Origin of the sequence: Sphingomonas canaveralia, from assembly GCF_047238125.1 — a bacterium.
Classification (GTDB): Bacteria; Pseudomonadota; Alphaproteobacteria; order Sphingomonadales; family Sphingomonadaceae; genus JBDFMH01.
In genome coordinates this window covers 2,617,379-2,641,302 of sequence record NZ_JBDFMH010000001.1, presented here as the reverse complement: position 1 = coordinate 2,641,302, position 23,924 = coordinate 2,617,379, and the positions used below count along the sequence as shown (strand labels likewise).

21 protein-coding genes are annotated in these 23,924 nt (G+C 69.9%); 9 read left to right on the top strand and 12 right to left on the bottom strand.

What is annotated here, in order from left to right; all coding sequences use genetic code 11:
• Window positions 1-18: 18 nt before the first annotated feature.
• The 3 genes from tldD to ABC347_RS13180 are packed head-to-tail and all read right to left on the bottom strand — an operon-like array spanning window position 19 to window position 1,862.
• Window positions 19-1,446 carry a metalloprotease TldD gene (tldD, locus tag ABC347_RS13190; protein WP_413246178.1) on the bottom strand — a complete coding sequence of 476 codons (1,428 nt, stop codon included), beginning with the start codon at window positions 1,444-1,446 and terminating at the stop codon, window positions 19-21.
• Window positions 1,447-1,464: 18 nt separating this feature from the next.
• Window positions 1,465-1,698, bottom strand: coding sequence for a zinc-finger domain-containing protein (locus ABC347_RS13185; RefSeq protein ID WP_413246177.1), 234 nt, complete (start codon window positions 1,696-1,698; stop codon window positions 1,465-1,467).
• 32 nt (window positions 1,699-1,730) lie between these two features.
• Window positions 1,731-1,862 (bottom strand): hypothetical protein, encoded by a 132-nt coding sequence (locus ABC347_RS13180; RefSeq protein ID WP_413246176.1) that lies wholly within the window; start codon window positions 1,860-1,862, stop codon window positions 1,731-1,733.
• Window positions 1,863-1,959: 97 nt separating this feature from the next.
• Between ABC347_RS13180 and ABC347_RS13175 the strand changes: the two genes are divergently transcribed.
• Together ABC347_RS13175 and nadB are read left to right on the top strand one after the other, a co-directional pair.
• Window positions 1,960-2,892 carry an ABC transporter ATP-binding protein gene (locus ABC347_RS13175; RefSeq protein ID WP_413246175.1) on the top strand — a complete coding sequence of 311 codons (933 nt, stop codon included), beginning with the start codon at window positions 1,960-1,962 and terminating at the stop codon, window positions 2,890-2,892.
• Window positions 2,893-2,913: 21 nt separating this feature from the next.
• Window positions 2,914-4,500, top strand: a complete 1,587-nt coding sequence (gene nadB, locus ABC347_RS13170) for an L-aspartate oxidase (RefSeq protein WP_413246174.1) — start codon at window positions 2,914-2,916, stop codon at window positions 4,498-4,500.
• Window positions 4,501-4,624: 124 nt separating this feature from the next.
• Here the strand turns inward: nadB and ABC347_RS13165 are convergent, their stop codons facing one another.
• The gene (locus tag ABC347_RS13165; protein WP_413246173.1) at window positions 4,625-5,587 is read right to left on the bottom strand and encodes an alpha/beta fold hydrolase; all 963 of its coding nucleotides are present in this window, start codon (window positions 5,585-5,587) and stop codon (window positions 4,625-4,627) included.
• Window positions 5,588-5,699: 112 nt separating this feature from the next.
• Between ABC347_RS13165 and polA the strand changes: the two genes are divergently transcribed.
• Together polA and ABC347_RS13155 are read left to right on the top strand one after the other, a co-directional pair.
• Window positions 5,700-8,456 (top strand): DNA polymerase I, encoded by a 2,757-nt coding sequence (gene polA, locus ABC347_RS13160; protein ID WP_413246172.1) that lies wholly within the window; start codon window positions 5,700-5,702, stop codon window positions 8,454-8,456.
• Window positions 8,453-9,961 carry a lipopolysaccharide biosynthesis protein gene (locus ABC347_RS13155; protein ID WP_413246171.1) on the top strand — a complete coding sequence of 503 codons (1,509 nt, stop codon included), beginning with the start codon at window positions 8,453-8,455 and terminating at the stop codon, window positions 9,959-9,961. Before polA ends, ABC347_RS13155 begins: the two co-directional genes overlap by 4 nt.
• A gap of 39 nt (window positions 9,962-10,000) precedes the next feature.
• Here the strand turns inward: ABC347_RS13155 and purH are convergent, their stop codons facing one another.
• The 5 genes from purH to ABC347_RS13130 form a co-directional block, all read right to left on the bottom strand.
• Window positions 10,001-11,566 carry a bifunctional phosphoribosylaminoimidazolecarboxamide formyltransferase/IMP cyclohydrolase gene (purH, locus tag ABC347_RS13150; protein WP_413246170.1) on the bottom strand — a complete coding sequence of 522 codons (1,566 nt, stop codon included), beginning with the start codon at window positions 11,564-11,566 and terminating at the stop codon, window positions 10,001-10,003.
• Between the two features lie 169 nt (window positions 11,567-11,735).
• On the bottom strand, window positions 11,736-13,472 hold the full coding sequence (locus tag ABC347_RS13145) for a heparinase II/III family protein (RefSeq protein WP_413246169.1): 1,737 nt from the start codon (window positions 13,470-13,472) through the stop codon (window positions 11,736-11,738).
• Entirely contained in the window at window positions 13,469-14,131 is a 663-nt protein-coding gene (rpe, locus tag ABC347_RS13140; RefSeq protein WP_413246168.1) for a ribulose-phosphate 3-epimerase, read from the bottom strand. Before rpe ends, ABC347_RS13145 begins: the two co-directional genes overlap by 4 nt.
• 55 nt (window positions 14,132-14,186) lie before the next feature.
• The gene (locus tag ABC347_RS13135) at window positions 14,187-15,449 is read right to left on the bottom strand and encodes an RsmB/NOP family class I SAM-dependent RNA methyltransferase (RefSeq protein WP_413246167.1); all 1,263 of its coding nucleotides are present in this window, start codon (window positions 15,447-15,449) and stop codon (window positions 14,187-14,189) included.
• Window positions 15,450-15,510: 61 nt separating this feature from the next.
• On the bottom strand, window positions 15,511-16,359 hold the full coding sequence (locus ABC347_RS13130; RefSeq protein WP_413246166.1) for a M48 family metalloprotease: 849 nt from the start codon (window positions 16,357-16,359) through the stop codon (window positions 15,511-15,513).
• 68 nt (window positions 16,360-16,427) lie between these two features.
• Here ABC347_RS13130 and ABC347_RS13125 point away from each other — a divergent pair, with 68 nt between their 5' ends.
• Window positions 16,428-16,592, top strand: coding sequence for a DUF1674 domain-containing protein (locus tag ABC347_RS13125; protein WP_413246165.1), 165 nt, complete (start codon window positions 16,428-16,430; stop codon window positions 16,590-16,592).
• A gap of 3 nt (window positions 16,593-16,595) precedes the next feature.
• Here ABC347_RS13125 and ABC347_RS13120 read toward each other — a convergent pair whose 3' ends face one another.
• Complete coding sequence (locus tag ABC347_RS13120) at window positions 16,596-17,570, bottom strand: NAD(P)H-dependent glycerol-3-phosphate dehydrogenase (RefSeq protein WP_413246164.1); 975 nt, start codon at window positions 17,568-17,570, stop codon at window positions 16,596-16,598.
• Window positions 17,567-18,601 carry a tRNA (adenosine(37)-N6)-threonylcarbamoyltransferase complex transferase subunit TsaD gene (tsaD, locus tag ABC347_RS13115; RefSeq protein ID WP_413246163.1) on the bottom strand — a complete coding sequence of 345 codons (1,035 nt, stop codon included), beginning with the start codon at window positions 18,599-18,601 and terminating at the stop codon, window positions 17,567-17,569. Before tsaD ends, ABC347_RS13120 begins: the two co-directional genes overlap by 4 nt.
• 91 nt (window positions 18,602-18,692) lie before the next feature.
• Between tsaD and hemC the strand changes: the two genes are divergently transcribed.
• The 3 genes from hemC (at window position 18,693) to ABC347_RS13100 (ending at window position 21,252) form a co-directional block, all read left to right on the top strand.
• Window positions 18,693-19,604 (top strand): hydroxymethylbilane synthase, encoded by a 912-nt coding sequence (gene hemC / locus ABC347_RS13110; RefSeq protein ID WP_413246162.1) that lies wholly within the window; start codon window positions 18,693-18,695, stop codon window positions 19,602-19,604.
• Entirely contained in the window at window positions 19,601-20,272 is a 672-nt protein-coding gene (locus tag ABC347_RS13105; protein ID WP_413246161.1) for a uroporphyrinogen-III synthase, read from the top strand. The genes hemC and ABC347_RS13105 overlap by 4 nt, the downstream gene beginning before the upstream one ends.
• A 74-nt stretch (window positions 20,273-20,346) precedes the next feature.
• A complete protein-coding gene (locus tag ABC347_RS13100) occupies window positions 20,347-21,252 on the top strand; it encodes a hypothetical protein (RefSeq protein WP_413246160.1) in 906 nt (301 codons plus the stop codon).
• A 123-nt stretch (window positions 21,253-21,375) separates the two neighbouring features.
• Here the strand turns inward: ABC347_RS13100 and ABC347_RS13095 are convergent, their stop codons facing one another.
• On the bottom strand, window positions 21,376-22,311 hold the full coding sequence (locus ABC347_RS13095; protein ID WP_413246159.1) for a ribose-phosphate pyrophosphokinase: 936 nt from the start codon (window positions 22,309-22,311) through the stop codon (window positions 21,376-21,378).
• Between the two features lie 98 nt (window positions 22,312-22,409).
• On the opposite strand from ABC347_RS13095, the gene gltX reads away from it, so the two are divergent.
• Window positions 22,410-23,747, top strand: coding sequence for a glutamate--tRNA ligase (gene gltX, locus ABC347_RS13090; RefSeq protein ID WP_413246158.1), 1,338 nt, complete (start codon window positions 22,410-22,412; stop codon window positions 23,745-23,747).
• Window positions 23,748-23,924: the final 177 nt, after the last annotated feature.

Below are 23,924 nucleotides of genomic sequence, written 5' to 3'. Positions count from 1 at the left end.
CCGCCGTCCGTGGGATCGTCAAGCCGCCGTCCCGCCGACCGTGAGCCCCTCGATCATCAGCGTTGGCTGGCCGACGCCGGCGGGGACGGACTGGCCGCCCTTGCCGCAGATGCCGACCCCTTCGTCCAGCGCGAAATCATTGCCGATCGCGGTGACGCGGGTCAGCACGGTGGGGCCATCGCCGATCAGAGTCGCGCCCTTGATCGGGGCGCCCAGCTTGCCGTTCTCGATCAGATAGGCCTCGGTGCAGCTGAACACGAACTTGCCGCTGGTGATATCCACCTGGCCGCCGCCGAACGACTTTGCGAAGATGCCGCGCTTCACCCGGCTGAGGATTTCGGCTGGATCATCGTTGCCACCGCGCATGAAGGTGTTGGTCATTCGCGGCATCGGCGCATGGGCGTAGCTTTCGCGCCGGCCATTGCCGGTGGGCTCGACACCCATCAGCCGGGCGTTGAGCCGATCCTGCATATAGCCCTTCAGGATGCCGTCCTCGATCAACGTGGTGCTGCTGGTCGGCGTGCCCTCGTCGTCGATCGTCAGCGAGCCGCGGCGATCGTGAATCGTGCCGTCGTCGACCACGGTGACGCCGGGGGCCGCCACCCGCTCGCCGATCCGGCCCGAGAAAGCCGACGATCCCTTGCGGTTGAAATCGCCTTCCAGCCCATGGCCGACGGCTTCGTGCAGCAGTACGCCCGGCCAGCCGGGGCCGCAGACCACCGTCATCTCGCCCGCCGGCGCCGCGACCGCATCGAGATTGACCAGCGCCTGCGCCAGCGCCCCATCGATCGCGCGGTTCCAGGTTTCGGGCTGGACCAGCGTATCATAGAGGTAACGACCGCCCAGGCCGAAGAAGCCGCTCTCGCGGCGGCCATTTTGCTCGACCACGATCGACACGTTCAGCCGCACGAGCGGGCGCACGTCGGTGGCGACGAAGCCATCGGGGCGGACGACCTCGACCACGCTCCACGATCCGGACAGGCCGACCGTGACCTGCGCCACCCGCGGATCACGCGCGCGGGCGGCCGCGTCGATCTGCTGGCACAACGCCACCTTGGCCGCGAACGGGATCGGGCCAAGCGGATCGTCCGCCGTATAGAGCCGGCTGTTGGTGCGGCGGGGCGGCGAAGCGCGCGTGCCCTTGGCGGGATCGAGCAGCGTCATCGTTTCCGCCGCGCGGCGGATCGCGGCCTCCGAAAGCTCGTTGGCGTGAGCGAAGGCGGTCGTCTCGCCCGAAAGCCCGCGCAGGCCGAAACCGGCCTGGGTATTGTAATCCGCGGTCTTCAGCCGGCCATCGTCGAACCCGAAGCTTTCCGATCGCGTATATTGCAGGAACAGCTCGCCATCGTCGCAGCCCTTCAGCGCATCTGCGGTCAGGCGCAGCGCGGCATCGGGATCAAGGGCATCGCGATAGAGGAAGCTGCGGGGGTCTGGCTGATCGGTCATGTCCCGAATATAGGGGGATCAGCGGCCCGCGCCATCCCCGTGAGCTGGCAGATCGGCCTGGGGGGCGCCGTCCGCGGGGCCGCCTTTCAGGATGAAGCGGCGATCGCAATAGCCGCAGTCGACATAGCCGGTCTCGTCGATCTGCAGCCAGACGCGCGGATGGCCGAGCGCGGCACCGCCGGGAATGTCGCTGGCGCCGTCGCAGGCGATGCGCGCGGTGGTGACGCGGGTGGTTTCGGGCGGTGCGATCATGCCGTCCGCCCTAGCAAGCGGGCCGCCCGCGATCAATCGGCGGCGGTCACCACCGGAGTGGCATGGACCTGACCGCCCTGCATCACGCCGGCGAGCAGGAAGGCGAGCGCGGCCGAGGCGCAGAGCGCGCGGCGCGAACGGGGGGAGGCGGACAGGCGGGTCATGGCGGAAAGCATCGCGCAGAAGCGTGAAGCGATCCTTGCCGGACATGGTTGACGACTCGCCTTTGCGTGCGCCCCGGCGGCTCGCTACAGCGGGCGGATGACCAGCACCCCCGCCGATGTCGCGATCCGCATCACCGATCTGTGCAAGACCTATGCGACCGGCAAGCGCGCGCTGGACGGCGTTTCGATCGACGTGCCGCGCGGGCAGATCTTCGGGCTGCTGGGGCCGAACGGCGCCGGCAAGTCGACGCTGATCAATATCCTTGCAGGGATGGTGAAGAAGACCAGCGGAACCGCCGAGATCTGGGGATTCGACATCGATCGCGACCCGCGCAACGCCAAGGCATCGATCGGGATCGTACCACAGGAGATATTGTTCGATCCTTTCTTCACGCCGGCCGAGACCTTGGACAACCAGGCCGGCCTGTGGGGCGTGCCCAAGGCCAAGCGCCGCACCGCCGAACTGCTGGCCGCGGTCCACCTGTCCGACAAGGCCGATGCCTATGCGCGCACGCTTTCGGGCGGCATGAAGCGCCGGCTGCTGGTTGCCAAGGCGCTGGTGCACGCGCCGCCGGTACTGGTGCTCGACGAGCCGACCGCGGGCGTGGACATCGAGCTGCGCCAGCAGCTGTGGGCCTATGTCCGCGAATTGAACGCGCATGGCGTGACCGTCGTCCTCACCACTCATTATCTGGAGGAGGCCGAGGAGCTTTGCGATCGCATCGCGATCATCAACCACGGCCGGCTGGTGACCAACGAGCCGACCCGCAGCCTGATTGCCAAGGCGCAGGAGAAGGCGGTGGAAGTGACCGTCGATCGCGACCTGACGGCCGCGCCGATCGCGCCCTGCTTCGAGAAGATCGAGCTGACCGGGCCGCGCACGATCGTGATCACCTATTCCAAGGACAAGGTGAACGCGGGTGAGGTGCTGGCCGCGGTACAGGCCGACGGGCTGGGGATCGTCGACGTTTCGACACGTGAGGCCGACCTGGAAGACGTGTTCCTCAGCCTCACCCGCGCCGCTGCCTGATCGCGATCCGGAGAGACAGCGGTGACCGATCGCAATTCGTTCGATGTGCTGATCATCGGATCCGGCGCGGCCGGGCTGACCGCGGCGATCAATCTCGCGCCGCACCTGAAGGTGGGCGTGATCGCCAAGGGGGCCTTGTCCGACGGATCGACGGCGTGGGCGCAGGGCGGCATCGCCGCAGTGCTGGAGCCGGGCGACACATTCGCCAGCCATGTCGAGGATACTATGGTGGCCGGCGCGGGGCTGAACGACCGCGAGACGGTCGAGTTCGTGGTCGGTCGCGCGCCCGATGCGATCGCGCGGCTTGGCGAGCTGGGGGTGCCGTTCAACACCGACGAAGGCGTTCTCCATCTGACACGCGAGGGCGGGCACAGCCACCGCCGGATCGTGCATGTCGACGATGCCACCGGCTGGGCGGTGCAGCAGGCGCTGGAGCGGGCGGCGGCGGCCAACCCCAACATCACGCTGATCCCCGATCACGCCGCAGTCGATCTCGTCACCGGACGGCACGGCAAGCGCTATTCGGGCGAGGGCCATGTCTGGGGCGCCTATGCGCTGGACCGCGCGACGGGGAAGGTGGAGCTGTTCACAGCGCGCGCCACTGTCCTGGCAACGGGCGGGGCCGGCCGTACCTATCTCTATTCGACTGCGCCGCGCGGCGCGACCGGGGACGGGATCGCGATGGCGTGGCGCGCGGGCTGCCGTGTTTCGAACATGGAATTCATGCAGTTCCACCCGACCTGCCTTTACAATCTGGAGGTCAAGAACTTCCTGATCACCGAGGCGGTGCGCGGTGAGGGCGGGCACCTGATCAACCCCGCCACGGGCACGCGCTTCATGCAGTTCTACGACGAGCGGCTGGAGCTGGCGCCGCGCGACGTGGTGGCCCGGGCGATCGATTCCGAGATCAAGCGCTACGGCCTCGATTATGTGCATCTCGACATCAGCCATATGCCGGCGGACTTCGTGCGCGGCCATTTCCCCAACATATACGAGAAGCTGATCGGGCTGGGGATCGACATGACCACCGGCCCGATCCCGGTGGTGCCGGCGCAGCATTATACCTGCGGCGGCATCGTGATCGATCTGGACGGGCGCACCGACCTGCCCGGCCTGTATGCCGCGGGAGAATGCACCGAAAGCGGGCTGCACGGGGCGAACCGGCTGGCGTCGAACTCGCTGCTCGAATGCTTCGTGTTCGGCGAGGCGGCGGCGGCGCACATCCTGGCGAACCGGGATGCGCTGCCGGAACCGCAGCCGATCCGCGAGTGGGACGCCAGCCGCGTGACCGATTCGGACGAGGAAGTGATCGTGCAGCACAACTGGCGCGAGATCCGCCGGTTCATGTGGGATTATGTCGGCATCGTGCGCACCACCAAGCGGCTGGAGCGCGCCGCCCACCGGATCGCGCTGCTGCGGCAGGAGGTGGCCGACTATTACGGCAATTTCCGCGTGACCGCCGACCTGATCGAGCTGCGCAACCTGATCGAGGTGGCGGACCTGATCGTGCGTTGCGCGCTGCACCGCAAGGAAAGCCGCGGGCTGCATTACACGGCGGACTATCCTAAGACGCTGGCCAAGGCGCAGGATACGGTGCTGGCGCCGTGAGCGAGGGTCATCGTTCGCGATGAGAAAGAGCGGTGCTTTCCCGCGACCCGGCAGCCATTTGCGTTCGGTTCGGAGAGGAAGAAGGTGGATCCCGGATCAAGTCCGGGATGACGGGTGAGCGAAGCTACTTCAGGAACGCCTTGAGCCGTTCGCGGAAGAAGTCCGGATTGTCGAACATGATGAAGTGGGCGCTGGCGGGCACGCGGACGAGCTTTGCGCCTTTCAGAGTGGCGAAGGATGCCGCGTAATAGCCGTCCATCTGCGCATCGCTGACGGGGGCGCCCTTCGGCGTCACATAGAGCACCGTGGTGGGCGCCGCGATCTTCGCAAGCTCGGGGCGCAGATCGGTGACGATCAATTCGCGGAAGGTGCGGGTGGTGAGCGCCCGGTCCGAGGCGAGTGCCTGCGCGACGACTTTCGGCCGCATCGCTTCGTTGGCGACCATGCTGCCCGTCATCGCCGTCATCGCCTGTTCGCGTTCGGCCGGGGTGGCGGCTTCCATCCGCTGGGTGATGGCATCGGCGATCGGAACGACGCTTTCGGCCGTGGTGCCGGGCGGGCCGTAGATCGCGCCCATGAACGGCAGCATATCGACGACCATCAGCTTCGACACGGCCTGCGGGTGGCGCGCGGCCAGGATCAGGCCGACCGATCCGCCCATCGAATGGCCGACGACGGCGGGCGCCTTCAGCTTCTCCGCGGAAACGTAGCGCGCAATCTCGTCCGCCAGCGGCGCGAGCAGCGGGCCGGCGGCATTGCCGGCGACGGGCGTGCCGGCAAACCCTTTCACCTGCACCAGATGATAGCGATAGCCGGGCAGCTTCGGCGTGGTCATGCTCCACGCCAGCGGCGAGGAGGTGAGCCCGGGGATCAGGATCACGTCCGGCCCCTTGCCCTCGACCGTGACCGCGATGCGATCCGATTCGAACGGGGCGGCAGCGGCCGGGGCGAACGCGGCCAGTAGCGCCATGATCAGCAGGCAAAGTCCCGAAATGAGACGAAGTTCACACCGTTGCACGCGCGCGAGAATGCGGCGTGCGATGGCGGAGCGGGCGGCGACGGGGGCGGATGCGGGAAGGATCGTCATGCCGCCGACTTTACCCGATCGGCCACCCTGTAGGACAGCGGTTTCGGCAGCGATGCGCCGGGGCCGACATGCCTCGCCAAGCAATCGCCCGCTTGCTAGAGCCATGCCCCTCATGGCCGACAATCATCTCTATCTCGTCGACGGTTCGGGCTATATCTTCCGCGCCTTCCACCGGCTGCCGCCGCTGACCAACCGGCACGGGATCAACGCCGGCGCGGTCTATGGCTTCACCACCATGTTGTGGAAGCTGGTCGACGATCTGCACAAGAGCGACGGGCCGACCCATCTGGCGGTGATCTTCGATGCATCGTCGAAGACGTTCCGCAACGAGATGTACGATCAGTACAAGGCGCACCGGCCGCCGCCGCCGCCCGAGCTGGTGCCGCAATTCCCGCTGATCCGCGATGCCACGCGCGCCTTTTCGGTGCCCTGCATCGAGACCGAGGGGCTGGAGGCGGACGACATCATCGCCTGCTATGCCAAAGCCGCGCTGCGCGAAGGCTGGAAGGTGACGATCGTCAGTTCCGACAAGGATCTGATGCAGCTGATCGAGCCCGGGCTCGACATGCTGGACACGATGAACAACCGCCGGCTGGGTGCGGAGTATGTGATCGAGAAGTTCGGCGTGGGGCCGGAGCGGCTGGGCGACGTACTGGCGCTGATGGGCGATGCGGTGGACAATGTGCCGGGCGTGCCGGGGATCGGCCCGAAGACCGCGAGCGCGCTGATCCAGGAATATGGCGATCTGGAAAGCGTGCTGGCCGCGGCCGACAGCATCAAGAAGCCCAAGCTGCGCCAGTCGCTGATCGACCACGCGGACAATGCCAGGCTGTCGCGCCGGCTGGTGGAGCTGGTGTGCGATGTCGCGCTGCCCGAACCGCTGGAGGATCTGGCGCTGAAGGGGCTGCCGCCCGAGCCGCTGCGCGCCTTCCTGGAAGAGCAGGGCTTCAAGTCGCTGCTGGCTAAGGTGACGGGGGGCCATGCCTCGGCCGCGTCGCGCGCGCTGCCGGATGCCACGCCGGTGCCGATCGACGAGCCGCCGATCGTGCACAAGGATTATGAGACGGTGGTGAGCGAGGACGCGCTCGACCGCTGGATCGCGGATGCGTTTGCCGCCGGGTTAGTGGCGTTCGATACCGAGACCGACAACAAGGATTGCGTGCGCGCGACGCTGGTGGGCGTGAGCCTGGCGCATGCGGTGGGCAAGGCCTGCTACGTGCCGATCGGCCATGGTGGCGACGGGCTGCTTTCCGAAGCGCCGGCGCAGCTGCCGCGCGACTTGGTGCTGGGGAAGCTGAAGCCGCTGCTGGAGGATCCTTCGATCCTGAAGATCGGCCAGAACCTGAAGTACGACCTGATCATGATGCGCAAGAACGGCATCGAGATCGAGGGTTACGACGATACGATGCTGCTGAGCTACGATCTGGATGCGGGGCTGGGCGGGCACGGCATGGACGAGCTGGCCAAGCGCCACCTCGATCATGCCTGCATCGAATTCAAGACGGTGTGCGGCACCGGCAAGAGCCAGATCAGCTTCGACAAGGTGCCGCTGGAGCGGGCCACCGAATATGCCGCCGAGGATGCGGACGTGACGCTGCGGCTGTGGCGGCGGCTGAAGCCGCGGCTGAGCCCGGAGCGGGCGACCCGCGTGTACGAACTGGTCGATCGGCCGCTGGTGCCGGTGGTGGCAGCGATGGAGTGGGACGGGATCCGCGTCGACCGCGAGGAATTGTCGCGGCTGTCGAGCGAGTTTGCGGGCCAGATCGCGAGCCTGGAAGGCGAGATCCACGCACTGGCCGGCCACCCGTTCACGATCGGCAGCCCGCAGCAGCTGGGCAAGGTGCTGTTCGAGACGCTGGGCCACGCCGGCGGCAAGAAGGGCAAGTCGGGCGCCTGGTCCACCGACGTGACCGAGCTGGAGCGGCTGGCCGCGGACGGGGCGGAGATCGCCACCAAAGTGCTGGACTGGCGGCAGCTGACCAAGCTGAAGAACACCTATACCGATGCGTTGCAGCAGCAGATCAACCCCGCCACGGGCCGCGTGCATACCAGCTTCAGCCTGGCGGTGGCGCAGACCGGGCGGCTGTCCTCGACCGACCCGAACCTGCAGAATATTCCGATCCGCACCGAGATCGGCCGGCGAATCCGCGATGCGTTCGTGGCCGAGCCCGGCAAGCTGCTGCTCTCCGCCGACTATTCGCAGATCGAGCTGCGGCTGGCCGCGCACATGGCCGACGTGCCGCAGCTGAAGGAGGCGTTCGCCAATGGCGACGACATCCACAGCCTGACCGCGATGGAGCTGTTCGGCGAGGTGAACCGCGATACGCGCGGCCGCGCCAAGACGATCAACTTCGCGATCCTCTACGGCATTTCGGCCTGGGGGCTGGCGGGGCGGCTGTCGGTGGAGCGGGCCGAGGCGCAGGCGATGATCGACCGCTATTTCGAGCGGTTCCCAGGCATCAACCGCTACATCGCCGAGACGCTGACCCAGGTGCGCGAACAGGGCCATGTGACGACGCTGTTCGGCCGCAAGCTTCACCTGCCGGGGATCCGCAGCAAGATCCAGAGCGAGCGCCAGTCGGCCGAGCGGCAGGCGATCAACGCGCCGATCCAGGGCACCTGCGCCGACATCATCAAGCGCGCGATGGCGCGGATGCGGCCCGCGCTGGCCGAGGCGGGGCTGCCCGACGTACGCATGCTGCTGCAGGTGCATGACGAACTGGTGTTCGAAGTCGCCCCCGAACAGGCCGAGGCGGCGACAGAGGTGATACGCAGCGTGATGGCGGGCGCGGCCGAGCCGGCGGTGATGCTGACGGTGCCGCTGGGCGTAGAAGTGGGCACCGGCAAGAGCTGGGGCGCCGCGCATTGACCGGCGCGGCGGCGCCCGCCGCGGCGGATGGCGACATCGCGGATCTGGCCAAGGGCGGGCGCACCAATTTCTTCGGCTTCCTGCTGCGGCTGGCGGCGCGGGTGCCGTTCCTGTTCATCGCCGGGCGGCTCTATGGCGCGGATGCGCTGGGCCGGTTCGCGTTCGCGATCCTGGTGATCGAATTCGCGGCGCAGCTGGCGACGCTGGGGATGAAGCGCGGCCTGGCGCAGATGCTGTCGAAAGGCGGGCGCGCGGACAATCACATCGTCTGGGATGCGCTGCTGCTGGCCGGGATCGCATCGCTGCTGGCGACGCTGCTGCTGTTCATCTTCCCGCAGGCGATGTTTCCCAACAGCCGCATCTACGGTCTGGAGCGGCTGATCCCGCTGATCGTGTTCGCGATCGCCTGGTCCGATATCTCGCTGGCGGCGCTGGCCTATCGCCACGATGTGGCCGCCACGGTGCGGGCGCGCGCGGTGGTGGAGCCGTGGACGATCTCGATCGCGGCGGGCGCGCTCTATTTCGTCACCCCGCGCGACGGGCTGATCCTGGCCTATGCGATCTCGCTGGTGGCGGCGCTGATCGCATCGCTGATCCCGTTCATCCGCGCTTACGGGATGCCGCATGGCTGGCGGCCGCAGCCGCGCGCGCTGAGCATCGTGGCGCGCCGCAACGTGCCGCTGGCGGCGGCGGATGCGATCGAATGGGGCACGCGCAACATCGATCGCTTCATCCTGGGCCTGTTCTTCGCGCCCGCGATCGTGGGCGTCTACTGGGTGGCGCAGCAGATCGTGACGCTGCCGCAGAAGCTGAAGACCAGTTTCGATCCGATCCTGGGCCCGGTGATCACGCAGAATCTGGAAGCGGGCAACAAGGCTGCGGTGGCCAGGCAGGTGCGCCAGGTGGGCTTCTGGATCATCGCCGCGCAGGCGGGCATCGCGCTCAGCCTGGCGATTCCGGGCGAGGCGGTGATGGGGTTGGCGGGCCCGGCGTTCGTGGGCGGCACCGGCGTGCTGGCGTTCCTGCTGGCAGCCGAGGTGGTGGCGGCGATGGCGGTCGTATCCGAAGCGGCGCTGGTCTATGTCGCGCGCCACCGCAACCTGATGATCTCTGTCGCCACGATCACGCTGCAGGTGGTGCTGAGCTTCGCCTTCATCCTCGGTGCGCGCGCGCTCGGCTGGCCGGTGCGGGTGCAGGCGGCGGGGCCGGCGGTGGCGCTGCCGATCGCATTGGCGTTCGCCTCGATCATGAAGGCGCGTCTGCTGTCGCAGCTACTGGGTGCGCCGGTTTCGGGCTGGCGCTGGGCGCTGGTGTGGGCGGCGGCGGCGGCGACGCTGATCGGCTATGCGTTCGTCTCGCTGCCCGATCGCTATGAATGGGTGGAGCTGGCGGTGGGCGTGCCGCTGATCCTGGGCAGCTATGGCCTGGTGATCTGGTTCAAGGGCTTCACCCATGAAGACCGGGTGCTGTTCAAGATGAAGGGCGGCGAAGAGACCACGCGCTGACATCGCGTAATCCCTGCCTTCGCAGGGGGCGACGGGCGATCAGTGCCTGAAATGCCTCATGCCGGTGAAGACCATCGCCAGGCCGGCGGCGTCGGCGGCGGCGATCACGTCTTCGTCGCGGATCGAGCCGCCGGGCTGGATCACCGCGGTGGCGCCGGCCTCGACCGCGGCCATCAGGCCATCGGCGAACGGGAAGAAGGCATCCGACGCGACCGCGGAGCCGATCGTGCGCGGTTCGGCCCAGCCCGCCTTTTCGGCCGCGTCCTTTGCCTTCCAGGCGGCGATGCGCGCGGATTCGAGGCGGTTCATCTGGCCGGCGCCGATGCCGGCGGTGCTGCCGGCTTTCGCATAGACGATCGCGTTCGACTTCACATGCTTGGCGACGGTCCAGGCGAAGCGGCAATCGGTCAGTTCCTGCTCGGTCGGCTGGCGCTGCGTCACCACCTTGAGATCGCCGAGCGCGCCGTTGTCGCGCGATTGCAGCAGCGCGCCGCCCGCGATCGTCTTCAGCATCAGGCCGCCGCGCTTCGGATCGGGCAGCGGGCCGGTGAGGATCAGGCGCAGATTCTTCTTCTTCGCGAATACCGCGAGTGCCGCTTCGTCCGCATCCGGCGCGGCGACGACTTCGGTGAAGATGCCCGAGATCGCTTCCGCGGTCGGCCCGTCGAGCGGGCGGTTGACCGCGATGATGCCGCCGAACGCGGAGACGCTGTCGCATGCCAGCGCCGCCGCATAGGCCTCTGCCAACGTATCCCCGCTGGCGACACCGCAGGGGTTGGCATGCTTGACGATCACGACCGTGGGCGGGCCATCGCGGAATTCTGAGACGAGTTCGAGCGCGGCATCGGCATCGGCCAGATTGTTGTAACTGAGTTCCTTGCCCTGGACCTGGCGGTGATCGGCGAGCAAGCCGCCGGGTGCGAAAGCGGGCAGATAGAGCGCAGCCTGCTGGTGTGGATTCTCGCCATAGCGCAGCGGCTGGCCGAGCTTGAACGGCAGGCTGAGCCGTTCGGGAAACATCGCCCCCTGATCGGCGAAGGCGAACCAGCTGGCGATCATCGCATCATATTCGGCGGTGGCGGCATAGGCCCTGGCGGCGAGCCGGCGGCGATCGTCGAGCGTGGTGGAGCCTGCGGCGACCAGCGCATAATCGGCCGGATCGGTGACGATCGCGACATGGGCATGGTTCTTGGCGGCGGAGCGCACCATCGACGGGCCGCCGATATCGATATTCTCGATGATCTCGTCCCGCGAGGCGCCGCGGGCGACGGTGGCGGCGAACGGATAGAGATTGACCACGACCAGATCGATCGCGCCGATGCCGTGCGCCTGCGCCGCGGCCTGGTGCTCCGGGTTGTCGCGCACGGCCAGCAGGCCGCCATGGACGACGGGATGCAGCGTCTTCACGCGGCCATCCATCATTTCGGGAAAGCCGGTGAGATCGGAGACGTCACGCACATCGAGCCCCGCCTCGCGCAGCGCGGTGGCAGTGCCGCCGGTGGAGACGAGCTCGACACCGTGGGACGCGAGCGCGCGGCCGAGATCGGCGAGACCAGTCTTGTCGGATACGGACAGCAGCGCGCGGCGGATGCGAACGTCGGTCATGGCGGCCTTCGGATTGGAACGGATGCGCGCCCTGTGTCACCGCTTCGCCGCGAGGGCCAGTGGGATTTGACTTGGCTTGCCGTCATCCCGGCGGAAGCCGGGATCCAGGGTAGCAGGCCGTGGCGCTCGAGGCTCTGGATCCCGGCTTTCGCCGGGATGACCAGGGGGGTCAGCCGGCGCGCTTGAGGAGCCAGCCGATGCTGGCGCCGCCGGCCGGGGCCTCGCCCGAGACGACCAGCTGGGTGGTGCCGCGCGGGCGGCCGGCGGGATCGATCCAGAGACTGTCCTCGATCGCGAGGCCGCCGCCGCGGCAGCGGAACTGCCACAGCGCACCATCCGCGATCCTGAGCAGCGCGCCCTGCGCATCGGCGGTCAGCGAGGCTTCGACGGTGGGCGGCAGGTGGAAGCGGATCGCGAAGTGGCGCGGATCGCCGCTGCGCCGGCGGCCTTCGGGCAGCAGCACATCCTCTCCACGCAGCTCGCGCCCGTCGCCCGCCAGATGGAGCTGCCGGCGGTGAAGTAGACCGTGGCGGCGGACATAGCCATCATGGCTGACATCGAGCCGGCTGCCGCTTTCGACTTCCTGCCGTTCCAGCTCGACTTCGGCGACGCCGCGGCCGAGCGAGCCATCGGGATGGATGGCGGTCGAATTGCTGTCTGCCAGGGTGAGCGTGGAATGGGCGGCGGTCGAGCGCAGTGCGCGCGCCAGTTCGGGCGGCAGCGGCAGGCCGCCCCCGCCGCCGCAATTGACGATCAGCCGGTGCGGGCCATCGGACATCTCGAATGCCAGGGTGGAGGCGCAACCGCCGGCAGCCAGCCGCGCGACCGGCGGCGGCGCCGCATCGAGCACCAGGACGGTCTGCCCGCAGGCCAGCCGCTGATAGCCCCAGTCGCGCGCCTGGCGCAGCGGCCGGGTGCGGACGCGTGAGGCATCGACCGCGGCGGCGACGCGCGCCGCCGCGATCGGCGCGCCGCCCTGCCAGCTGGACAGGCCGCCATCGCCGAGCGTGACGCCAAGCAAGGCGGGCACCGCGCGCTGCAGCGCCGTGGCGATCGGTTCGGGCGGATCCTTGCGGCGCAGATCATAGACGCGGGCCAGCATCGCCAGCAGCTCGACCAGCGCGAGCTGGGACACGGGCGAGCGGCTGGAGAGGCCACCATCGCCGTGCAGCGCCTGCGCCAGCGCGCGCGCCAGCCCCGCCTCGCCATGCGCCAGCCGCAGATCGCCGCCCGGGATCAGCAGCCCGGCCGCGACCACCCCCGCCCAGCCAGTGATCCGCGCAAGGCCGGGCGGTGCCTTGTCCGCCCCGCGATCGAGATGGCGGGCGCCGCGGGCGAGCGCGTTCAGCACCGCCGAGCGATAGACCGGATCCTGCGCCGACAGGATGTAGGGCGCGTGAGCCGCCCAGAACAGGATCCGCCGGCCCCAGATATCGGGCCGCCAGGCGGCATCGCTGATGCTGTTGGCGTGCGCGGCGAGCCATTTGCGCACGACCAGTTCGGCGATCGGGGCGGCCTGTTCGCGCGGGGCGGCGGCGGCCAGATCGCGCAGCCAGGCGAAGCTCTGGACATGATCGACGAAGCCGCGCGAGCCGGGCAGCCGCGCGAAATCGATCGTCTCCAGAGCGACTTCCTCCCCGCCCAGCACGATCGCGCCTTCGAGGATCGCGCGGCCGGCGCGGACATCGCCGGGCAGCGGATCGGCCGGCACGCCCAGCAGCTGGAGCGGATGGCGGCCGCGCAGGCTGAGCTTGTGGAACGGGGTGCGCCAGGCCAGCCGGTGCATGGTGGCCGACAGCCGCTCGGCCAGCGACAGGCCTTCGGATTCGACGCGGATCAGCCGGCGGCCCGGCTCGATCCCGTCCTGTTCGGGCGGGGTGAGCCCGCGATTGTCGTGCGCCGTCACTGCCCCCTCAAGGCCGCGATGTTGGCGGCATAGGCGGCGGGCCCGCCCTTGAAGCTGGCGGTGCCGGCGACCAGTGCATCGGCGCCCGCCGCGATCACGCGCGCGCAGTTGGACTGATCGACCCCGCCATCGACCTCGAGATCGATCGGCGTGCCGAGCTTGTCGATCGACTTGCGGATCGCCTCGATCTTGCGGAGCTGGCTTTCGATGAAGCTCTGCCCGCCGAAGCCGGGATTGACGCTCATCACCAGGACGAGGTCGATTTCCTCGAGCACATAATCGAGCATCTTGGCGGGCGTGGCCGGATTGAGCGAGACGCCGGCGCGCTTGCCGAGCGCCTTGATGCGCTGGAGCGTGCGGTGAAGATGCGGGCCGGCTTCGGGATGGACGGTGATCGTATCCGCCCCCGCCTCGGCAAAGGCATCGAGCCAGCTATCGACCGGAGAGACCATCAGATGGACGTCGAACGGCTTGGGCGTGTGCGGGCGCAGCGCCTTCACCACTGCCGGGCCGATGGTGAGATTGGGCACGAAATGCCCATCCATTACATCGACATGGATCCAGTCCGCCCCGGCGGCATCGATCGCGCGGACCTCTTCGCCCAGGCGCGCGAAATCGGCGGACAGGATGGACGGCGCGATGCGGACGGGATTGGCCATATCCCCTGCGCTTAACCACAGCGCCCAAGCGCGGCAAGGCGAGACGAAGCTACGTTCAGCCGGTCCGCCTAAAGCGTGCGACGAAGAAGCCATCCGCCCCGCCGGCATCGGCCAGCGTGCCGGGCAATACGCGCAGCCGACCTTCGGAATCGGGGGCGAAGCCGGCTGGCAATTCGTGCGCGGCGATCGGATCGGGCGCGAAGCCGGGTTCGGCGAAGGCATCGGCGACGCCCTCGCCTTCCGCGGGTTCGAGCGAGCAGACCGCGTAGATGAGCCGGCCGCCGGAGGCCACCATGCGCGCGGCGCGGGCCAGCAGTTGCGCCTGCTGTTGCGCGAGCTCGGCGATCGCGCGTGGGCGGACGCGGTGGAGCACATCCGGATGGCGGCGGAAGATGCCGGTGGCGGAGCAGGGCGCATCGAGCAGCACCAGTTCGGCCAGGGCGGGCGGTTCCCAGGCGGCGGCGTTGGCGGTGACGATGGTGGCCGACAGGCGGGTGCGATCGAGATTCTCGCGCAGCCGATCGAGCCGGGGGGCCGACAGATCGAGCGCGGTGACATCCCAGCCGGCGGCGGCGAGCTGCAACGTCTTGCCGCCGGGCGCAGCGCACAGATCGATCGCGCGGCCAGCCCCCGCCCCTGCGAGGCGGGCGGGCAGCGAGGCCGAGATATCCTGCACCCACCAGGCGCCTTCGGCATAGCCGTCCAGCTCGGCGATGCGGGGATGGCCGGACAGGCGGACATGGCCGGGGGCGAGGCTGGCGCCGCCCAGCCGTTCTGCCCAGATGGCGGTTTCGGCCGGATCGCGCAGCGTAAGATCGATCGGCGGCGGCGAGGCGATCGCGCGGGCCGCGGCGGCGATCATATCGTTCCCCCAGGCGGCCTGCCAGCGTAAGCCGACCGGATCGGGCAGCGCGGGCGGGCTGGGCAAGGTGGCGCCGCGCCGCATCAGCGCGCCGAACACGCCATGGACCAGCCGGCGCGGGCCGCCGTCGACCAGCGGCAGCACGGTCGCAATCGCGGCATGCGGCGGCGTTTCCAGCGCGAGCGCCTGGACGAGCGCGATGCGCAGCGCGAAGCGCGGCTTGGCATCGGCGGGGATCGGCTTCTGCGTGGCCGAATCGATCAGCGCATCGAGATCGGGCAGCCGGCGCAGCGCTTCGGCCGCGATGGCATGGGCGAAGGCGCGATCGTCCGCCCGATCGAGCGCCTGGGTGGCGCGGCCGAGCGCGGTTTCCAGCGGCAGGCCCTTGCGCACCACCTGATCGAGCACGCGCATGGCGGCGCGGCGGGCGGGCGTGCCGGGGGGATCGTCAGTCATCGGCGGGCTATGGCGGGGCTAAGGGCGGGACGCCAGAATTTCCTCCCCGGCCCGGGGAGGATCAGGCGAACGGATCGAGCGCGCTGGGCCGCTTCGCGGGAACCGCGATCGTGTGCAGCGCGGCGATGCGATCGGCGGGGTCGGGGTGCGTGGCGAACAGGCTGGCGGTGCCCTTCAGCGGGGAGGCGATGTAGAGCTGCGCCATCGCGGGCACGCGCCGGGTGACGGGATCGGGCGTCGCCTGTGCGCCCGCGGCCAGCTTGGCGAGCGCCGAGGCCAGCGCGTGGGGCTTGCCCGAGATCAGCGCGCCGGCGGCATCGGCCTGATATTCGCGGCTGCGGCTGATCGCGAGCTGGATCAGCATGGCGGCAAGCGGGGCCACGATCACCGACAGCAGCAGCGCCAACGGATGGCTGCGCCGCCCGACCGAACCGAAGCTGGCCAGCATCGAGATGGCCCCTGCGAGCGTGGCCACCGCAGTCATCAGCCGGGTATCGTGCGCGCGGATATGGCCGAGCTCGTGCGCGACCACGCCTTCGATCTCGTCACGCGTCAGCAGGCCGAGCAGCCCGGTCGTCAGCGCGATTGCGGCATGATGCGGATCGCGGCCGGTGGCGAAGGCGTTGGGGTGCGGGCTATCGATGATGTAGAGGCGCGGCATCGGCAGCCGGGCGCGACGGGCGAGGGCGGCGACCAGGCCGTGCAGCTCGGGACATTGGCGCGGGCCGACCGCACGCGCCTTGTGGAGCCGCAGCACCGCGCGATCCGCGGCCCAGAAGGTGGCGAAATTGATCGCGGCGGCGACGATCAGCGCCAGGATCGCACCGCGCGGACCGGCCAGCAGAAAGCCGGCGCCTGCGAACAGCGCGGCCAGGATCGCCAACAGGGCGGTGGTGCGGACAGGCTTCATCTTGCGCGACTTTCCTCGGCACACGATGTGGGGGCCACCCCCAGGCGATTCAATCCGAAGGCGAATCCATGCAGCGGCCAGCCCATCTGAAGCCCCCGGCGAACCTTTCCCCCAGCCCGCCGGTGCCCGAGCCCGAGGAAGTGACGATGCCGCCCGAAGGCGACGGCCAGTTCGAGCTCGATCCCGTCCGCTATGGCGACTGGGAAAAGAAGGGCATCTGCTGGGATTTCTGAAGGCTATTCCGCCTTGAGCGGGCGGGCGAGCAGGCGGCCGACGACCGCGTGGACATCGGCGCGGGCGGCGAGCAGATCGCAGACCGCATCGACGATCGGCATGTCGATGCCCGCCTTCGCCGCTTCGCGCGCCAGCACCGGAGCGGTGTGCGCGCCTTCGGCCACGGTGCGGCGATCGGCCAGCAGATCGGCCGCGGATCGCCCTTCCCCCAGCCCCTTGCCCAGCGAGAAGTTGCGCGAGGCGACCGAGGAGCAGGTGAGCACCAGATCGCCCAGCCCCGAAAGGCCGGCCAGCGTTTCGGCCTGCGCGCCGCGGGCGAGACCGAAGCGTGTCATTTCCGCAAAGCCCCGGCTGATCAGCGCGGCGCGCGCATTTTGCCCGAGGCCCGCGCCTTCGACCACGCCGCATGCGATCGCGAGGACGTTCTTGACCGCGCCGCCGATTTCCGCGCCGATCACGTCGGCCGAGAGATAGGGGCGGAAGCCGGGGCGGGCGATGCGCGCGGCCAGTGCCTCACCCCCTGCGCGATCCTCGCACGCCAGCGTGATCGCGGTCGGCTGCCCGGCGGCGACCTCGTGCGCGAAAGTGGGGCCCGAGAGAACGGCGATCGCGCGGCCGGGGGCGGCCTGGGCCGCGGCTTCGGACATCAGCAGGCCAGTGTCGGCCTCGATCCCCTTGGCACACAGGATCAGCGGCGCATCGCCCGCCGGCAGCCGGCCGAGCGTGGCGCGCAGATGCTGGGCGGGGGTGACGACGAGCAATGCGCCGCAACCGGCGAGATCGGCGAGATCGGTGGTGGCGCGGATCTGCGGAGCGAGCGTGCGGCCGGGCAGGTAGAGCGGGTTTTGATGGGTGTCGTTGATCGCGGTGGCGACATCGGCCTCGAGCGCCCAGAGCGTGACGGGATCGCCGCCGGCCGCCGCCACCTGCGCCAGCGCGGTGCCCCAGGCGCCCGCGCCGATCACCCCGATCCTCATGCCTTCACCCCTGCCCCGCGCGCCTTTTCCGCCGTGGGATCGAGCGGCCAGCGCGCGCGCGCCGGCACGTCGAGCGGATCGAACAGCCCCGCTGCGAAGCGTTCGACCCCGGCCCAGGCGATCATGGCGGCATTATCGGTGCAAAGCCATGCCGGCGGCGCGACGAAGCGCAGGCCGTGGGCGGCGGCCAGATCAGCGAGCGCGGCGCGGATCGGCCCGTTGGCGGCCACCCCGCCCGCGACGACGAAGGCAGTGGCTTCGGGGTGGGCCGCGAACTGGCGACGGGTGCGATCGATGAGGCAATCGATCACCGCCTGCTGGAAGGATGCGGCGATATCGGGCGCGCTGTGCACACCGGCATCGCGCGCGCGCAGCACCGCGCTCTTGAGGCCGGCGAAAGAGAAATGCGGTTCGGGCGAGCCCGCCAGCGGGCGCGGCAGCGGCACCGCGCGCGGATCGCCATCCCGCGCGCAGGCCTCGACCGCGGGGCCGCCGGGAAAGCCCAGGCCGAGCAGCTTCGCGGTCTTGTCGAACGCCTCGCCGGCGGCATCGTCGATCGTGGTGGCGAGCCGGGCATAATCGTTCACGCCGCGCACCAGCAGCAGCTGGCAATGCCCGCCCGAGGCCAGCAGCAGCAGATAGGGAAAGGCGAGCGTGGGATCGGCGAGCCGCGGGCTGAGCGCGTGCCCCTCCAGATGGTTGACCGCGATCAGCGGCCTGCCCGCGGCATGCGCGAGCGCCTTGCCGGTGACGAGCCCGACCATGACGCCGCCGATCAGCCCCGGCCCGGCGGTGGCGGCGACGGCATCGACATCGGCAAGCGTAGCGCCGGCATCGGCCAGCGCCCGTTCGACCAGCGGCACCAGCATCTCGACATGGGCGCGGGCCGCGATTTCGGGCACGACCCCGCCGAACGGCCGATGATCGGCTTCCTGCCCCGCCAGCGCGTGCGCGCGCACCACCCGATCGCCATCGACCAGCGCGGCGGCGGTTTCGTCGCACGAGGATTCAAGACCGAGGATCAGGGGCACCTTCACGGATTTGGCGACGGGCGTTGACTAGTCAAGCTTTCCTTGGCTTCGTTCGCGCCGGCCGATCCGCGCCGTTCGAGAAAGCCTGCCCATGCATTTTCCCTTCCGGATCGGCACCCGCGGATCGCCGCTCGCGCTGACCCAGGCGGCGATGACCGCCGAAGCGCTGCGCCAGGCGCATGGCTGGGCCGAGGACCAGGTGGCAATCGTACCGATCAAGACCACGGGCGACCGGGTGCAGGACCGTCCACTGGCCGATCTGGGCGGCAAGGCGCTGTGGACCAAGGAGCTGGACCGCGCGCTGATCGCCGGCGAGATCGACTGTGCGGTGCATTCGATGAAGGATGTCGAGACGCTGCGCCCGGCCGAGATCGCGATCGCCGCGATGCTGCCGCGCGCCGACGTGCGCGACCGGCTGATCGGGGCGGACAGCATTTCTGCCCTGCGCGAGGGCGCGGTGGTCGGGACATCCAGCCCAAGGCGGGCGGCGCAGCTGCTGCGCGCGCGGCCGGACCTGCAGATCATCCTGTTTCGCGGCAATGTGGCGACGCGGCTGCAGAAGCTTTCCGCCGGCGAGGCGGATGCGACGCTGCTGGCGGCGGCCGGGCTCGACCGGCTGGGCCTGTCGATGGTGGGCACGGCGATCGATATCGAGGAGATGCTGCCGGCGCCCTCGCAAGGGGCGGTCGGGATCGAGACGCTGGCCGCGCGCGACGATCTGCTGGCGCTGATCGGGGCGATCGACGATGCCAAGACCACTGCCTGCGTGATGGCGGAACGCGCGCTGCTGGCCGGGCTTTCGGCCGATTGCCGATCGCCAGTGGCGGCGAATGCGGTGCTGGAAGGCGGCGCGATCCGACTGAGCGCGGAGATATTGAGCGAGGACGGCCGGCTGCACCGGCGCGGGATCGCGGTGCTGAACGCACCGGAAGATGCCGCCGGGCTGGCCGATGTGCTGCTGGATGGGGCCGAACCCGAGCTGGCGGCGCTGTTCCGCAAGTGAGCCGCGCGCTGCTGGTGCTGCGGCCCGAGCCGGGCGCGAGCGCCACCGCGGCGCGGGCGGCGGCGATGGGGCTGGAGGTGCGGGTGCTGCCGCTGTTCGCGGTGGCGGCGGTTGCCTGGGATCCGCCCGATCCGGCCGGCTATAACGCGGTGCTGCTGACCAGCGCAAACGCGGTGCGGCATGGCGGCTCCGGGCTGGCGCACTATCACCACCTGCCGGCCCATGCGGTAGGCGCCACGACCGCGGCGGCGGCGCGGGCGGCTGGGTTCGTCGACGTGCGGGGCGGGGATCGCGATGCGGCGGCGCTGCTGGCGCAGGCGGCGGCGGCCGGGCACAGGCGGCTGTTCCACCCCGCCGGGGCGGCGGTGCGGGCCGCCGGGCATGCCGGCGTGTCGATCGAGCGGCGGACCGTTTATGATGCGGTCGAGGCACCGGTATCGGCGGATATGGTGCGCGCGGCGGCGACGGGGGCGGTCGCGCTGCTGCATTCGCCACGCGCGGCGGCGCGGTTCGCCGATCTGATCGGGGCAGAGCGATCGGCACTGGCGATCGCGGCGATCAGCCCCGCGGCGCTGGCTGCGGCCGGCCCCGGCTGGGCGCTTGCCGAGGCGGCCGACGCGCCCGACGACGAACGGCTCTTGGCGCTGGCCGCGCGACTGTGCGACTAGGGCCAGTGTTCAAACAGGTCGTGGCGAGCGCCTGAGCGAGCTTGGACCCTAGTTCAGGGCATGGAGACGCCGGCATGGACGAGTATCTGAAGGAGCAGCCCGCCCGGCGCCGATCGCTGGTGGGCCCGCTGCTGCTGGCGCTGGTCGCGTTCTTGGGTGGGATCGCGCTGATGGTCTATGCGGTGCGGCAATGGCCGGCGGCGCAAGCGTGGCTGGGCCTGCCAACCGCGGCCGCCGCGCCGGCCGCACTGCCGGCGGCGCAGATCCAACCCTCGTCGCGCGCCGCCCCGGCGACCGCGCCCGCTGGCTTCCCGCTTGCCGATGCCGCCGCCACCGATCGCCGGATCGCGCAGGTCGAGGGGCGGCTGGCCGATATCGATGCACGCGCGCGGCTGACCGCCGCCAATGCCGAGCGCGCGGAAGCGATGCTGATCGCGATCGCCGCGCGTCGGGCAGTCGATGAAGGACTGCCGCTCGGCTATGTCGAGGGGATGCTGCGCGAGCGTTTCGGCGGGACCGAGCCGCAGGCGGTGGCGACGATCATCGCCGCCGCGCGCCAGCCGGTGCTGCTGGAGACGCTGAAAAGCGGGCTGGTCGCGGACGAGGCGGTGCTGGTCGGCAGGCCGGCGACGCGCAGCTGGTGGGACGGGTTCCGCGAGGAGCTGGGCGGGCTGATCGTGGTCAGGCGCGCATCGGCGCTGTCGACCCGGCCCGACGAGCGCTTTGCGCGGGCCACAGCCGCGGTCGATTCCGGCCGGGTGGGCGTGGCGCTGGCCGAAGTGGCGCGGCTGCCGGGACGCGACGGAGCGGAAGCCTGGATCGGCCAGGCCCGCCGCTATGCCGCCGCGCGCGCGGCGCTGGACCGGATCGAGACTGCAGCGCTGCTGAGCCCGCGGCTGCCGGCGATCGATCCGGTCGCGGCCGAGCCTCAGGGCGTGATCGTGACACCGGGGGTGACGGAGGTCGTGCCCGAAGGCTGAGGGTTCGGCCCTGGCCCGCCCGACCCCGTTCGTGTCGAGCGCAGTGGAGACGCGCTGCGCATCGCCGGCCGCACGTCCCTCGACTTCGCTCGGGACGAACGGAAACTCTGGGGCTGGCCTGGATCAGTCGAACAGCGAAGACACCGAGCTTTCGTCGGCGATGCGGCGGATGGCTTCGGCCAGCAGCGGCGCGATCGTCAGCAGGCGCACCTTCTTCGCATCGGCGACGGTGGCTTCGGCGCCGATCGAGTCGGTGATCACGAGTTCGGTCAGCGAGGAGCCTTCGACCCGCGCCACCGCCCCGCCCGACAGCACGCCGTGGCTGACATAGGCGACGACATCTTCCGCGCCGGCCGCACGGAGCGCCGCGGCCGCGTTGCACAGTGTGCCCGCCGAATCGACGATGTCGTCGACCAGGATGCAGAAGCGGCCGGCGACATCGCCGATGATGTTCATCACTTCGGATTCGCCGGGCCGCTCGCGGCGCTTGTCGACGATGGCGAGCGGGGCGTTGTCGAGCCGCTTGGCGAGCGCGCGGGCGCGGACCACGCCGCCGACATCGGGCGAGACCACCATGAGGTTGCGGCCCGAGAAGCGCGCCTGGATATCGGCCGACATCACCGGCGCGGCATAGAGATTGTCGGTCGGGATGTCGAAGAAGCCCTGGATCTGGCCGGCATGGAGATCGACTGACAGGACGCGATCGGCGCCGGCCACGGTGATCAGGTTCGCCACCAGCTTGGCCGAGATCGGGGTGCGCGGGCCGGGCTTCCGATCCTGGCGGGCATAGCCGAAATAGGGAACGACCGCCGTGATCCGCTTGGCCGATGCGCGCTTCAGCGCATCGATGCAGATCAGCAGCTCCATCAGATTGTCGTTGGCCGGATAGCCGGTCGACTGGATCACGAACACGTCCTCACCGCGGACATTCTCATGGATCTCGACGAAGATCTCCTCGTCGGCGAAGCGGCGCACAGAGGCGTCGGTCAGCGGCACTTCGAGATAATCCGCGATCGCGCGCGCGAGCGGCAGGTTGGCATTGCCGGACAGAAGTTTCATGTGCGCGCGCTCCCTTATTCGGGGCCACCCCTTAGTCAGCGACGCGCGGCGGGGGAAGGGGCGGTTGCCGCCAATGCCGCCGCCGCCTATCGGGCGCCATGGCAATAACCACCCGTTTCGCCCCCTCCCCCACCGGGCGGCTGCATGTCGGCAATATCCGGGCGGCGCTGCACAACTGGCTGCTGGCGCGGAAAGGGGGCGGGCGGTTCCTGCTGCGGCTGGACGATACCGATGCGGCGCGATCGACCGCCGCATATGCCGATGCGATCCGCGCCGATCTCGACTGGCTGGGGCTGTCGCCGGACGCCGTGGTGCGCCAATCGGACCGGGATGCGATCTACCAGGCGGCGTTCGATCGGCTGCTGGCGGACGGACGCGTCTATCCGGCCTATGAGACGGCGCAGGAACTGGAGCTGAAGCGCAAGATCGCGGCCGGGCGCGGGCTGCCCCCGGTCTATGATCGCGCGGCGCTGGGCTTGAGCGACGCGGCGCGGGCTGCGCTGGAGGCGGACGGCGTGCGGCCGCACTGGCGGTTCAGGCTGGATCATGACGCAGAAGTCGTCTGGCACGACGGCATCCGCGGCGAGCAGCACTTCGATCCGGCACTGATGAGCGATCCGGTGGTGCGGCGTGCGGACGGGAGCTGGCTGTACATGCTGCCATCTGCGATCGACGATATCGAGATGAGGGTGAGCCATGTGATCCGCGGCGAGGATCATGTCAGCAACACCGCGCTGCAGCTGCAGATGTTCGCTGCGCTGGGCGCGACCCCGCCCGCCTTCGCTCACGAGGCGCTGCTGACGGGGAGCGACGGCAAACTTTCCAAGCGGCTCGGCGCGCTCGGCTGCGACGAACTGCGCGCGGCCGGGATCGAGCCGATCGCGATCGCGGCGCTGCTGGCCCGAATCGGCACCTCGCAACCGGTAGAGCCTGTGACGGAGCTGACGCCGCTGGTGGCGGGGTTCGACCTGGCGACGTTCGGGCGCGCGCCGGCGCGGTTCGATATGGAAGAACTGGCGCAGCTGAACGCGCGGATCGTGCACCAGTTGCCGCTGGCGGCAGTGGCGGAGCGGTTGCCTGCGGGGATGGACGCGGCGGGATGGGAGGCGATCCGGCCCAATCTTTCCACCGTGGCGGAGGCAGCGGACTGGTGGGCGGTGGTGGAAGGGCCGATCGACGCGCCCGCGCCGGACGAGGCGGATCGCCCCTATCTGGCCGAGGCGGCGGCGGCGGCGGCGGAGATCACCTGGGACGGCGGCGCATGGGCGGCGCTGACGGGCGCGCTGAAGGCGCGGACCGGGCGGACGGGCAAGGCGCTGTTCCTGCCGCTGCGGCTGGCGCTGACGGCTCGCGCGCACGGGCCGGACATGGCGGCGATGCTGCCGCTGATCGGGCGCGCGCGGACGATTGAGCGACTGGCGAGCGCCGCGGGCTGAGGCGTTGCCCGCGGTCATCCCTGCGAAGGCAGGGATTTATGTCTACATCCATGGGGCGGCGGTGGTGGAAGCGAGAGCCATGGGCCATGGCCCTCGCATGCGACCTGCTCGAGAGCAGCATCAGCGACAATGAGATAGAATATCAGGACGAGACGTTGTATCATCCTTTGGCGGCAC